Here is a 13327-nt window from a genome sequence, read left to right on the forward strand (position 1 = left end):
GCCGGTGTCACGACCAGGCTAACAAACGGATGGCCGAAGACCATTCCCGTCCGGCAGGTTCACAGGAAACGATCGGCCGTTCAGTCCCGCAGAAGGTCCGGGACGCCGTCCGCGTCCGGTTCGTCACGGTCCCCGGAGACGACCGTGAGCTGCTGGGTGGCCCGGGTGAGGGCCACGTACAGCACGCGCAGACCGGCCGGGCTCTCGTCCGCGATCTCCGCCGGTGAGACGACGACCGTGGCGTCGTACTCCAGGCCCTTGGCCTCGAGGCTGCCGAGGGCCACCACCCGGTCGCCCAGCCCGGCGAGCCAGCGTCTCGCCTCCTCGCGGCGGTTCATGGCCACCACGACGCCGACGGTGCCGTCGACCCGCTCCAGCAGGCGCCCGGCCTCCGCGCGGACGGTGGCGCCCAGGGTGTCGGTGACGGCCTCGAAGCGCGGCACGACGCCCGTCGACCTGACCGCCGACGGGGATTCGGCGCCGGGCATGGCCAGGGCCAGCACCTTCGCCGCCAGCTCGGCGATCTCGGCCGGGTTGCGGTAGTTCACGGTCAGCTGGAAGCGGCGGCGCGGGCGGGTGCCCAGGGCCTCGTCGCGGGCCTCGGCGGCTTCGTCGGGGTCGGACCAGGAGGACTGGGCCGGGTCGCCGACGACCGTCCAGGTGGCGTGCCGGCCGCGGCGGCCGACCATGCGCCACTGCATCGGCGTGAGGTCCTGTGCCTCGTCGACGATGACGTGGGCGTACTCGGTGCGCTCCTGGGCGAGCCGCTCGGCGCGCTCGCGCTGGGTCTCCTCGCGCACCGGCATCAGCTCCTCCAGACCGGTGAGCTGGTCCAGCGGGTCGTACTCGCGCCGCTTCCGCGGGCGCAGCGGGGCGCCGAGGATCGCCTGGAGCTCGTCGAGCATGGCGATGTCGTGCACCGAGCGGCCGTCCCGCCTGAGGGCGCGGGCGACCTTGCGGACCTCTCCCGGGTTGAGGACGCGCCGGGCCCAGCGGCCGAGCCGCCGTTCGTCGGCCATGGCGGCGAGGACCGCCTCCGGGGTCAGCTCGGGCCACCAGGCGTCGAGGAAGGCGATGAACGAGTCCTCGGAGGTCACGTCCTCGTCGAAGGAGGAGCGCAGCTCGGCGGCGAGTTGGGGGTCGCTGTGCCGGCCCACCGCCCCGGAGCGCTCCCACAGGGCGTCCAGGAGCAGCTTGCGGGCACGGGGGCGCAGGAGGTTCACCGGGGCGGTGCCGCTGAGGGCGCTCTGCCGGACGCGGTCCAGATCGGCGGCCTCCAGTTCCAGGCGGCGGCCGAAGGCCACGACCCGCAGCCGGGTCGGTGCCGCCCTGGGCGCGGGGGTCTCACCGGTCTCGTCGTCGGGGTCGTCGAAAGCCCGCTGCGCGGCGGCCCGGCCGCCGCTCTCCAGCGCGCCGCGCGCCGCCTTCCGGAGCACCTTCAGCATCCGGTACGACCCCTTGGCCCGGGCCACCGCCGGCGAGTCGTACAGGGTGGCCTCGGCGCCGTCGACGAGGGAGCCGATGGCGCGGATGGCGACCTGGCCCTCCTCGCCGAGCGAGGGCAGCACGCCCTCGGTGTACGCCACGAGGAGCGGCGTGGGCGAGACGATCAGGATGCCGCCCGCGTACCGGCGCCGGTCCTGGTAGAGCAGGTAGGCGGCCCGGTGCAGCGCGACGGCGGTCTTCCCGGTGCCGGGGCCGCCCTCGACGTAGGTCACGGAGGCGGCGGGGGCGCGGATGACCAGGTCCTGCTCGGCCTGGATGGAGGCGACGATGTCGCGCATGGTGTGGCTGCGGGCCTGTCCGAGGGCGGCCATGAGGGCGCCGTCGCCGATGACGGGCAGTTCGCCGCCGTCCAGCACCGCCTTCAGCTCGGGACGCATCAGGTCGTCCTCGACGCCGAGGACGCGACGCCCCTTCGAGCGGATGACCCGGCGCCGTACGACGCGCCCCGGGTCGACCGGGGTGGACCGGTAGAAGGGCGCCGCGGCCGGTGCCCGCCAGTCGATGACCAGCGGGGAGTAGTCGGAGTCGAGGACGCCGATACGGCCGATGTGGAGCGTTTCGGCGATGTCGGCGGTGTTGTCGTCGCGGACGGCCCCCTCGGCGGGCTCCACGGCGGTGTAGGCGCCGTCCGGGCCCTTCGCGCCGTCCTTGCCCGGGAGCAGGTCGATGCGCCCGAACAGGAAGTCCTCGAACTCGTTGTTGAGCCGGTTGAGGTGGACGCCCGCGCGGAACACCTGGGCGTCCCGCTCGGCGAGGGCGCCGGGCGTGCCGACCTGCCCCCGTTTGGCCGCGTCGTGCATCAGGAACTCCGCCTCGTGGATCTTCTCCTCGAGGCGCCGGTACACCCGGTCGAGGTGTTCCTGTTCGATGCCGATCTCTCGGTCCCGCACCGAATCCGGCGCGGTGTGCCGAACCGATCCGACCGCGGTTTCCTGCTGTGCCTGAACGGCCACCGGGCCCCCTTCTGACGTGCTGGGCAGCCGTCAACCGTACGCGAAGGGGACCCCGTGTAGGAAGTTACGCGTCGATCTGGACGAGCTTCTTGCCGTCGAAGGTCATGACCTCGAAGTGGTCGATCTCGTTGGTCTTGAAGGCGGCGCCGCCCACGACGTAGAGCGGGTTCTTGGCCTGCTCGGTCTTCGCGTTCGCGATGCCGTAGCCCCATTCCGGGACCGACCAGGAGGAGACCGTCTCACGCTCGCCGTTCTTGCCGACGGCGATGAGCGAGCACTTCTCCGGGCCCGTGACGTTCTTCAGCTCGACGCCGACCTCCGTGCCCCACCCCTTCTCGCCCATGGCGACGGTGGCGGAGACCTTGGTGGCGGAGTCGGTGGCGGAGACCCGGTCGGTGAGCGTGGCGAAGGTGTCCTTGGCGGCGTTGGCCGACTTGGTGGAACTCGCCTCCGTGCCCTTGGTCCCGCTGTCGCCGCCGGTCGCCGCCAGCACGGTGAGCGGGCCGCCGATGATCAGCGCGGCCGCGGCCGCCACCAGGAAGAACGAGCGGCGGCGCTTGACCGCGCGGCGCTCGGACACCTCGTCGACCAGCCGTTCCGCGAGCCGCGGGCTGGGGCGGGCGGACAGGGACTCGCCGATCGCGGGCGTGCCGGTGCCCGGCAGGTCCGCGAGAGCGGCCAGCATGGGTTCCATGCCGGCGAGCTCGTCGAGCTGCTGGGCGCACCACTCGCAGCCGGCGAGATGCATCTCGAAAGCGGTTGCTTCGGCGTCGTCGAGAATCCCGAGGGCGTAGGCGCCGACGGTCTCGTGTTCGCTCGGGCTCTGAGATCCCGTAGATCCCTGCATGGGTCCAGACATACCCGAACCACCTGCTCCGAATCCCCCGTAAACGCTCATCACGCCGTCACCCCCCGCTCCTCCAGAGCCAGCTTCATCGACCGCAGGGCATAGAAGACCCGTGAGCGCACGGTGCCGCTGGGTATCCCCAGCGTCTCGGCCGCCTCGTTGACGGTACGCCCCTTGAAGTACGTCTCGACGAGCACCTCCCGGTGGGCCGGGGTCAGGTCGTCGAGCGCGTCGGACAGCGTCATCAGCCACAGCGCCTTGTCGATCTCGTCCTCCGCAGGAATGACCTCCAGCGGCGACGGGTCGACCTCCTGCGGCCGGGCCTGCCGGCTGCGGTGGCCGTCGATGACGATGCGGCGTGCGACCGTCACCAGCCAGGGGCGTACAGATCCGGTCGCACGATTGAGCTGACCGGCGTTCTTCCAGGCACGGATGAGCGTCTCCTGCACGACGTCCTCGGCGCGCTGCCGGTCTCCGGCAACCAGGCGCAGGACATACGCAAGCAGGGGTCCGGCATGCTCCCGATACAGAGCACGCATCAGCTCCTCGTCAGGTTCCGAGGGCTGGGACATGCGATGTCGGGCCCTCGATCCACGTTCATTGGCCACGGCCGCATCCTTGCGCACGCCCACCTCCGGTGTCCGGGGGATCCCCCAGTCGGTCGCTCGACGACGGGTACGCAAGCGGGGTGTTGAGCGTTCAAACCGGGGAGACACTTTTCTTCGTGGTGTCATGACGAGCGGGGACATGGCGGCACATTCCCACCGCTTTTTCTTTACGTTTTCGCCACATCGACAAGATCACGCCGTGTGCCCGGCGCGCGGCCCGGGTAAACGGCGTGTAATCGAAATCACTTCGACAGCCGGTCGGCGACGCCTCTACGAAAGCCGCATACCAGGCAGGGCAGTTACGGCTGCGAAGCGAGCGCCGCCCGCCGACGGTGCCGCGCCACCCGCTCCCGGTTCCCGCAGACCTCACTGGAACACCAGCGACGCCGACGCCCCCGGGACATGTCGACATACACGATCGGGCAGTTGTCCCCCGCGCACTGCCGCAGTCCCGCCCGGGCGACGGGATCGGTGAGCAGTTCCACCGCGTCCCGGGCCACCGCGGCCAGCAGCGCGGCACACGTCGGCGGGCCGGCCAACTCACGGACCAGCCGGCCGTCTTCGCCGCGTACGGCACGCGGGGCGGGGGGCTCGGCCCGGGCGGCGTCGTTGACGCGGGCCAGGGCGAGGTCGTACGAGCCGGTTTCGGCGCGGCCGAGCCATCCGTGCACCAACCGGCCCGTGTTCCGTCGCAGTTCACGGAAGGCGGGCGGCCAGGAGGCGTCGGCGTGGACGAGCGCGGTGTCCGGCGGGACGAGTCCGCAGCCGCGGATCCACGCGGTCAACGGCGTGACGGCGTCGAGCCGTTCGACCGGGTGCGCGGTGGCGAGCAGGTCGAGACAGATCCGCCCGGCGTCGAAACGGAGCTCGTCCATGCGCGTGTCACCGCCTGCCGCGAGGCACTGCTCGGGGGAACCGTCCCTTCACAGTGACAGCGCGGGATGCCAATAACCAGCCCGCCGGGCTCCCCTCCGGGGGAGATTGCGGACGAGGCCGTTCAGGCCGAGGCGGGGATCCGGGGGCGGCGGCCCCCGGGACGGGACGCACAGGGGGCGGCAGCCCCCGGGCGCCTCCCCTACTCGTCGGCGTACTTCGCGTCCGCGGCCGGGTCCAGGGCCAGCCGGTATCCCCGTTTCACCACCGTCTGGATCAGCTTCGGCGCCCCGAGGGCCGTCCGCAGCCGGGCCATCGCCGTCTCGACGGCATGCTCGTCCCGCCCGGCGCCGGGCAGCGCCCTCAGCAGATCGGAGCGGGGCACGACCCACCCCGGCCGCCGGGACAGCGCCCGCAGCAACGACATCCCCGCCGGCGGCACCGGCTTCAACGACCCGTCCACCAGCACCGCGTGACCCCGGATCTCCACCCGGTGCCCGGCGATCGGCAGCGCCCGGGACCGCGACGGCAGCTCCTGGCACAGCAACTGCACGAGCGGCCCGAGCCGGAACCGCTCCGGCTGGACGGTGTCCACCCCGTGCGCCTGGAGCGGCAGCGCGGTGACCGGCCCGACGCAGGCGGGCAGCACATCGTGGGCGAGGGCGGCGAGCAGCTCGGGCAGCAGCCCGCGTTCCTCCGCCCGCGACAACAGGGACGCGGCGGCGGGGGCACTGGTGAAGGTGATCGCGTCCAGGCCGCGGGAGACGGCGGCGTCGAGGAGCCGGTCCAGCGGCGAGATGTCCTCCGGCGGCATCCACCGGTAGACGGGCACCCCCACCACCTCCGCGCCCGCGACCCGCAGCGACTCCACGAACCCGGGCAGCGGCTCACCGTGCAGCTGGACGGCGACCCGGCGCCCGTCGACGCCCTCCTCGAGCAGCCGGTCGAGCACCTCGGCCATGGACTCACTGGACGGCGACCAGTCCTCCGTCAGACCGGCGGCCCGCACCGCGCCCTTGACCTTGGGGCCGCGGGCCAGCAGCTCGACGCCGCCGAGCCGGTCGAGCAGCTGCTCGCCGAGCCCCCAGCCGTCGGCGGCCTCGATCCAGCCCCGGAAGCCGATGGCCGTGGTGGCGACCACGACGTCCGGCACCTGGTCGATCAGGTCCTTCGTGGCGGCGAGCAGCTCACCGTCGTCGGCGAGCGGCACGATCCGCAGGGCGGGCGCGTGCAGCACCGCCGCCCCCCGCCGCTGGAGCAGCGCGCTGAGCTCCTCGGCCCGGCGCGCGGCCGTCACGCCCACGGTGAAGCCCGCGAGGGGCCCGTGTTCGACGGCGCCCCGAGGGCCGGCGTCGAGTCGCTGCTGTTCCTCGTACATAACTCTCGTCCCGCTCGAGTCCCGTGTGCACCTACATGCCGACGAGCCTGTCAACGGTGCGTGACAGGCTCGGTTCGGCCACGTGTCGCCGGTGTTACGTCACACCTCGGCGTAGCTGAGCTGCTGCTTCGCCTCGGAGGCGGTGCTTCCTGCCGTGATCCTGCCGGACGGCCGGCGAAGGTATACGGCCCAGGTGACCCCGAAGCAGGCCGCGTAGAAGGCGAGGAAGGCGACGAAGGCGCCGGTCCCCGAACCGTAGGACAGGAAGGACTGCCGGAAGGCCAGGTTGATCCCGACCCCGCCGAGCGCGCCGACCGCGCCGATCAGTCCCATGGACGCGCCGGACAGACGCCGACCGTAGGCGGCCGCCTCCTCGCCCTCCAGCCCCTTGGCCACGGCCTTCGCCTGGAAGATGCCGGGGATCATCTTGTACGTCGAGCCGTTGCCGAGACCGCTGAGGACGAACAGCACCACGAAGACGGAGACGAAGAGCGGCAACGACTTCTGCATGCTGGCGAAGACCAGGACGGCGGTGGCGGCGGCCATGCCGACGTAGTTGTACAGGGTGATGCGGGCGCCGCCGTAGCGGTCGGCGAGCCAGCCGCCGACGGGACGGATGAGGGAGCCGAGCAGCGGGCCGATGAAGGTGAGGTAGGCCGCCTGGAGGGGCGTCCGGCCGAACTGGTTCGTCAGGACCTGCCCGAAGGCGAAGCTGTAGCCGATGAACGACCCGAAGGTGCCGACGTAGAGGAAGGACATGATCCAGGTGTGCGCGTCCTTCGCCGAGTCGATCGCGGCGCCCGTGTCGTTCTTCACGGAGGCCAGGTTGTCCATGTACAGCGAGGCGAGTGTCGCGGCGACGACGATCAGCGGGATGTAGATCCCCAGCAGCACGCGCGGCCCGCCGCTGGCGCCGATGACGGCGAGGGCGATCAGCTGGATGACCGGCACGCCGATGTTTCCGCCGCCCGCGTTGAGTCCGAGCGCCCACCCCTTCCTACGGAGCGGGAAGAAGGCGTTGATGTTGGTCATCGAGGACGCGAAGTTGCCGCCCCCGATGCCCGCGAGCAGGCCTACCAGCAGGAACGTGTTGAAGGAGGTCCCCGGCTCCATCACCGTGAACGCGGCGATCGTGGGGATCAGCAGCAGTCCGGCCGAGATGATCGTCCAGTTCCGGCCGCCGAAGACCGCGACAGCGAAGGTGTAGGGCACCCGTACGACCGCCCCGACCAGCGTCACCATCGAGGTCAGCAGGAACTTGTCGGCAGGGGTGAGGCCGTACTCCGGGCCCATGAAGAGCACGAGCACGGACCACATCGTCCAGATCGAGAACCCGATGTGCTCGGAGAGGACGGAGAAGAGGAGGTTGCGGCGGGCGATCTTCTCGCCCTTCTCGTTCCAGAAGGCCTCGTTCTCCGGGTCCCACTCCTCGATCCAGTGGCTCCCCCTCTTCGTGGGGGGCGGGGATGCGGGGGCTGTACTCGGGGCTGTCATGACGCCTCCACGGTGCTCCGGGCTGGGGTGGTTCGCGGGGATGAGCGGTGATGAGTCCCGAAGGTAGGGAGGGCGCGTTTCCACGCTGTGGCTGTGGGTGACCGGAAAGGAACGTTGCTCTCACCTTGCGCGCAGGCCCGGTGAGAGGTTTTACGGAGCGCTCGGCGCGAGGGGCGCCCCACGCGCGGTGGGGGCGTGGTCCGGGTGGGCGGCCGTGGGGCCGCCCACCCGGACCACGCCCCCACCGCGCGCCCACCCCGCCTTCGCGGGACGCCGGAGCGCGCTCAGGCCCGGTGCGCCGCCGCCCTCCCGTCCGGCCACAGACGTGGCCTGCGACGGGCCGCGAGATCCTCCACCCAGCCGAAGCAGACCACGCAGGCCGCGGTGAGCAGCCAGACGGCCGGCAGCTGCGCCCATGGACTCTCGAGGACCCAGGTGGCGTTCACCTCCAGCCAGGAGACGCCCCACAGCCGGTCCCACAGAGCCTCCACGATCCCGATGCACACGTTGTGCCACAGGTAGATCGTCACGGCACGGGAGTTGAGCAGGGTGATCAGCCGGTCCCAGCGGCGCAGCCGGGCGGGCCACTCGGACCAGGACGGGCTGATGTGCAGGAGCAGCAGCACGGCGGCGAAGGACCACAGGGACTGGGCGAAGGGCATGTCGTCCAGGTCGTGACCCTCTTTGAGGTCGTGGGCCAAGGCGTACCAGAGGCCGATTCCCGCCACGGCGGGCGCCAGGGACGGCACCACGTAACGCGGCAGACGACGCAGCACGCCCTCCTGGTGCGCCATGCCCAGCAGCCAGCACGCGCCGAACGCGCCGAAGTCGCTGAGCTGGGCCTCGAGCCGCCAGCCCGGCACCGACAGGGAGCCGAACTCCAGGGCGGCGGACAGCGCGACGGGCGCCAGGATCGTCGGCCAGGGCATCCGGCGCAGGGCGCGCAGCAGGAGCGGGGAGAGCAGCACGAACCAGAGGTAGGCGCGGATGTACCACAGGGGTACGCCCAGGTCGGCGGCCCAGCCATCGCTGATCAGCCCGTGCACGCCGGGCAGCCCGTCGCCGTACGGCGGGTCGCTCAACGGCAGGATCCAGTAGGCGAGGTGGAACCACCACCAGCCGGGCTGCCCCTCGTCGTCCGGGCTCCAGCCGGCCACCAGCATGCCCGTCACACCGACCGCGCCCAGCAGCCACAGCGGGGGCAGCAGCCTGCGCAGCCGGCCCCGTACGACGTCCAGCGCGGGACGTCTGGTCAGCGAGCGGGCCATGAGGTTGCCGGCGAGCGCGAACATCACGCCCATGGAGGGGAAGACGACGGGCAGCCACGCCCAGCCCATCAGGTGGTAGAAGATGACCCGGAAGAGGGCGATCGCCCGGAGCAGGTCGAAGTAGCGGTCCCGTCCCCCGCCCTTCTTCTTCGCGTCCTTCTTCCCGGAACCCTGCTGCTCGGAACCCTTGTGCTCGGAACCCTGCTGCTCAGGAACCTGTCGCTCGGAGGCCTGCCGCTCCGTACCGTGCTGCCCCGGCAGCGTGTCGCGGGCCTGCGGGTGGGGCAGTTCGGGCAACTCGGCCGTGGCGTCCGTCGGGTGGGTGCTCATCAGGCCGCTCCTCCGTCCGCGGTCGCCGCCGCACCGGGCGGCGCCGCCACCTGGCCCTTGCGGCGAAGCTTCTGCCAGCGCAGCCGACCGCCGGTGAGGGCGGTGATCCAGGACTGGAGCAGGACGATGTACATCAGCTGGCGGTAGAGGAGTTGCTGGAGCGGGAGGGAGATGAGGGGGGTGAGCCGCTCGCGGTCCAGGACGAAGGCGTACGCCGCGCAGCCCGCCTGGACGGCGAGGACGCCGAACCAGGCGGCGATCGTCTTGCCGGTCGGGCCGAAGAGCAGGCCGTAGACGAGGAACAGGTCGATGAGCGGGGCGAGGAGCGGGGCGACGACCATGAAGAGGGAGACGAGCGGGAGGCCGACGCGGCCGAAGCGGCCCGACGGTCCGCTCTCGACGAGGGCACGGCGGTGCTTCCAGATCGCCTGCATGGTGCCGTAGCACCAGCGGTACCGCTGCGACCACAACTGCTGCACGGACTCCGGCGCCTCGGTCCAGGCGCGCGCCTTCTCCGCGTACACGACGTGCCAGCCGTCCCGGTGGATGGCCATGGTGATGTCGGTGTCCTCGGCCAGGGTGTCGTCGCTCATGCCGCCGACCCGGTCGAGCGCGCTGCGGCGGAACGCCCCGACGGCCCCCGGGATGGTGGGCATGCAGCGCAGGACGTCGTACATGCGGCGGTCGAGGTTGAAGCCCATCACGTACTCGATGTGCTGCCAGGCGCCGATGAGGGTGTCCTTGTTGCCGACCTTGGCGTTGCCGGCGACCGCGCCGACCTTGGGATCGGCGAAGGGCTGGACGAGTTCGCGGACCGTGGAGGGCTCGAAGACCGTGTCGCCGTCCATCATCACGATGAGGTCGTGCCGGGCGTTGGCGATGCCCCGGTTGAGGGCGGCCGGCTTGCCCGCGTTGAGCTGGCGGACGACCCGGACGCCGGGCAGGCGCAGGTCCTCGACGATCCGGGCGGTGCCGTCGCTGGAACCGTCGTCGATGACGACGATCTCGATCGGGTGCTCGCTCTTCATCAGCGAACGCACCGTGCTCTCGATGCACTTGGCCTCGTTGTAGGCCGGGACGAGCACCGACGCCGGTTCGGTGACGGGCGCGTCGGGGCCCCAGACGAAGCCCTTGCGGCGGGTCCGGCGGGTGTGGATCGCGGAGAGCAGGAGCATCAGCCCGAACCGGGCGAAGACCAGGACGCCGATGACGGCGAGGCCGACGACCAGGACGGCGGTGATGTCGTCCGAGGCCTCGACCAGGAAGACCCAGGACTTGCCCTTCCACAGGTCGAGCCCGGTGACCGGGGTGTGCGCGCTCGGCGCGGCCAGTGCCTCGGTGAGGTTCTCGAAGGTGTAGCCCTTGCCCTGGAGTCCGGGGAGGTAGGTGTCGAGGGCCCGGACGGTCTGGTGGCGGTCGCCGCCCGAGTCGTGCATGAGGACGATCGCGCCCTTGCCGCCCTGCGGCGTGGAGTTGCGGATGATCTCCTCGGTCCCGGGCCTGCGCCAGTCCTCGCTGTCGGCCGTGGTGAAGACGGTGAGGTAGCCACGGGTGCCGACGAACCGGGTCACCGGCCAGGAGGCGTTGTCGAGGGCGTCCGTGCTGGAGGAGTACGGCGGCCGGAAGAGAGACGTCCGGATCCCCGCGGCTCCCGCCAGGGCGAGCTGGTTCTGGGTGAGCTCCCAGTCGATGCGCTTCTTCGACTGGTAGGAGAGGTCGGGGTGGTTGAAGGTGTGCAGCCCGATCTCGTGGCCCTCGTCCACCATCCGCCGGACCAGGTCCGGGTAGCGGGAGGCCATGGTGCCGGTGATGAAGAAGACGGCGTGCGCGTGGTGCTTCTTCAGGACGTCGAGGACCTGGGGGGTCCACCTCGGGTCGGGTCCGTCGTCGAAGGTGAGCACGATCCGGTGGTCCGGGACGTCCAGGCTGGTCTGCTGCCCGTTGCGGGTGTCGACGACCGGCCCGCCGTCGAGCACCTTCTGCGGCACCTTGTCGGCGGCGGCCTCGGGGCGGATGCGGTAGTCGGCGAGGATCTCGCTGTGCACGTAGCCGCGCAGCATCAGCATCGCCATCATCGCGAGAAGCACGACGAGCGGCAGCAGATGGCGCAGCCGGAGCGACGCCATACGCCGGCGTTCGGGTGACGGCGGCGCGGCGTGCGCGGAGCCGCCCGCGGCGTGCCCCGGGCCCCGGCCCCGGCCCTGTTTCGGGCCGGACCGGCGTCCGGAGGACCGACGCCCGCCGCGCGGCCCGCCGGCCGGCTCACCTCCCGAGGCGTCCCCCGTCGACGGTGAAGCGGACGCGGCGTGGCCGCCGGACGAGTGCGCGGGCTGCCCGGCAGCTGACCGTCGGGTCGAGCGGCGGCTGGAAGTTGGTGCCATGAGAGGTGGTTCTCCGGGGACGAGGTCGGGCGAAGGTACGCGCCGCGAGCTGCAGCGGCGAGGAGCGAGCATCAAGACATCGCTGACAGAGGTCGGACTTCCGTGTGCCGGGCCCCGTTACGTCGGGCCCGTTGCGTGCAGGCAGTTGCGCCGGCCGCTCGTGCCGGGGCGGTTGCGTCGGGGCGGTTGCGTCTGAGCGTTGTTTCTGGGCGTGGTCCTGGGCGGTGTGCCGGCCCGTCAGGTGGGAGCCGTCGTGTCTGTCGGCCCGTTGCGTCGGAGCCGTTGCGTCGGAGCCGTTGCGTCGGAACCGTTGCGCGGGCCCCGCGATGCGGGTCCCGGATTCCTGCTCGGATCCGCCGCGCTCGGGTCCGCCCCACCCGTGACCCGCCTCCGGCAGCCCGGTGGCGACGGCAGAGAACCGTCGTCCCCGGGATCGGGGCCCGGTCCGCGGCCTCGGCGGCCGATGACCTGCCCGGACGCGTCGGCCGGCGTCCGCGGCCGCCGACGGGGCAGTCCAGGCCGCACCCGTCGAAGCCGTGCCCACCGGGGCCGTGTTCACCGAAGCCGGCCGCCGCCGGCGGTGCCCACCGCGCGCCGGGGCCGGTGCGGGGCGTGGCGTCCGCGAGGCCCGTCGGCCGACGACTCCCACCCGGAGCGCACGGGCCGGTTCAGGCCGCCGGGCTCGAAGCCGCCGGGGCCGGTTCCGGCGGGCCGTCGGCGACCGTGGTGGAGGCTCCTCCGGCCGGGGACGGCTCGGAGGACGCGGAAGGAGAGGCGGCGGGTGAGGACGCCGCCGGCGGTGGTGGCGTGGACGGCGGCGGCGGCGCGACCACCGGGCTGCTCGGGCCGGGCGCCGAGGACGCCGTGGCCGTGGGGCCGGTGCTGGGACGGGCGGTCCCGCTCGCCGAGGGCCGCGCCGCCGGGGACGCACCGCTCGACGGAGCCGCGCTCCCCGACGCGCCCGGCGCCGGACTCGCGCCCGGCTTGCCCGACATGGCGCCGGACGCGGTGGCGGTGGCACCCGAGCCGCCCGGGATCCCGCCGCCGGGAACCCCGGGGCGCGAGCCGGCGGACTCGTCGGGCGCCGAGGTGCCGTCCACCTTGCCCGCCGCCGGCTTGTCGTCGGCCTGGCCCGGCACCGGAACCGGCAGCCAGGGCGCGCCCGCGTTGCCCGAGAGCAACGCGGCCACGATGACGACGGCGTACGCCCCGCACGCGGTACCCACGACGATGCCGATACGGCGGAAGGTACGGCTGCGCCGGCCCGATTCGTCGACGAACACCGGGACGTCGGAGGCGGCCTCCGATCCGTCGGACCGCCCCTTCTTCGGGGGGTCGAGCTGGACGGTCACCTCGCCCGGGTCGTTCTCCGCTCCGTCCGCGCCGCCGGGCTCCTCTCCCCAGGGATCCCGGAGATCGCTCGACCGTTCGTTTTCGGAAAGACCGTTCGGGGTGCTCGAGGCCGACAGGAGACCGCTTTCACCTGGTACGTCCATCAGTGACCGGTATCTGAGGCTCTCTCCCGCCATGGACGTCGGGGGCTGCCCCGCGATCCCGGCCAGGTTCTGGGATCCCACCCCCATGACCGGCACGTCCCGGGTCGGCGATGCCGCCTCGGGCCAGCCCGGTTGGGCGTCTTCCCGCCAATTCTTCATGTGCGTACTTCCCCCCACGGAACCGTTGCGGGTG

The 13327-nt window shown here is 72.2% G+C and carries 9 protein-coding genes; all 9 read right to left on the reverse strand.

The window, feature by feature from the left end:
- Positions 1-80 precede the first annotated feature (80 nt).
- A complete protein-coding gene (locus tag QF030_RS17515) occupies positions 81-2459 on the reverse strand; it encodes a HelD family protein (RefSeq protein ID WP_307163616.1) in 2379 nt (792 codons plus the stop codon).
- Between the two features lie 64 nt (positions 2460-2523).
- Entirely contained in the window at positions 2524-3318 is a 795-nt protein-coding gene (locus QF030_RS17520; protein ID WP_307163617.1) for an anti-sigma factor family protein, read from the reverse strand.
- A 38-nt stretch (positions 3319-3356) separates the two neighbouring features.
- Positions 3357-3878 (reverse strand): sigma-70 family RNA polymerase sigma factor, encoded by a 522-nt coding sequence (locus QF030_RS17525; RefSeq protein ID WP_010039908.1) that lies wholly within the window; start codon positions 3876-3878, stop codon positions 3357-3359.
- 335 nt (positions 3879-4213) lie between these two features.
- Entirely contained in the window at positions 4214-4789 is a 576-nt protein-coding gene (locus tag QF030_RS17530) for a CGNR zinc finger domain-containing protein (protein WP_307163618.1), read from the reverse strand.
- A 200-nt stretch (positions 4790-4989) separates the two neighbouring features.
- Positions 4990-6165 carry a uroporphyrinogen-III synthase gene (locus QF030_RS17535; protein ID WP_307163619.1) on the reverse strand — a complete coding sequence of 392 codons (1176 nt, stop codon included), beginning with the start codon at positions 6163-6165 and terminating at the stop codon, positions 4990-4992.
- Between the two features lie 99 nt (positions 6166-6264).
- Positions 6265-7659: a nitrate/nitrite transporter gene (locus tag QF030_RS17540; protein ID WP_307163620.1), complete on the reverse strand. Its 1395-nt coding sequence runs from the start codon at positions 7657-7659 to the stop codon at positions 6265-6267.
- A 284-nt stretch (positions 7660-7943) separates the two neighbouring features.
- A complete protein-coding gene (locus QF030_RS17545; protein WP_307163621.1) occupies positions 7944-9257 on the reverse strand; it encodes an acyltransferase family protein in 1314 nt (437 codons plus the stop codon).
- Positions 9257-11383, reverse strand: coding sequence for a bifunctional polysaccharide deacetylase/glycosyltransferase family 2 protein (locus QF030_RS17550; RefSeq protein ID WP_307163622.1), 2127 nt, complete (start codon positions 11381-11383; stop codon positions 9257-9259). Before QF030_RS17550 ends, QF030_RS17545 begins: the two co-directional genes overlap by 1 nt.
- 923 nt (positions 11384-12306) lie before the next feature.
- The gene (locus QF030_RS17555; protein WP_307163623.1) at positions 12307-13293 is read right to left on the reverse strand and encodes a translation initiation factor IF-2; all 987 of its coding nucleotides are present in this window, start codon (positions 13291-13293) and stop codon (positions 12307-12309) included.
- Positions 13294-13327 lie beyond the last annotated feature (34 nt).

Origin of the sequence: Streptomyces rishiriensis (assembly GCF_030815485.1) — a bacterium.
Taxonomy (GTDB): Bacteria; Actinomycetota; Actinomycetes; order Streptomycetales; family Streptomycetaceae; genus Streptomyces; species Streptomyces rishiriensis_A.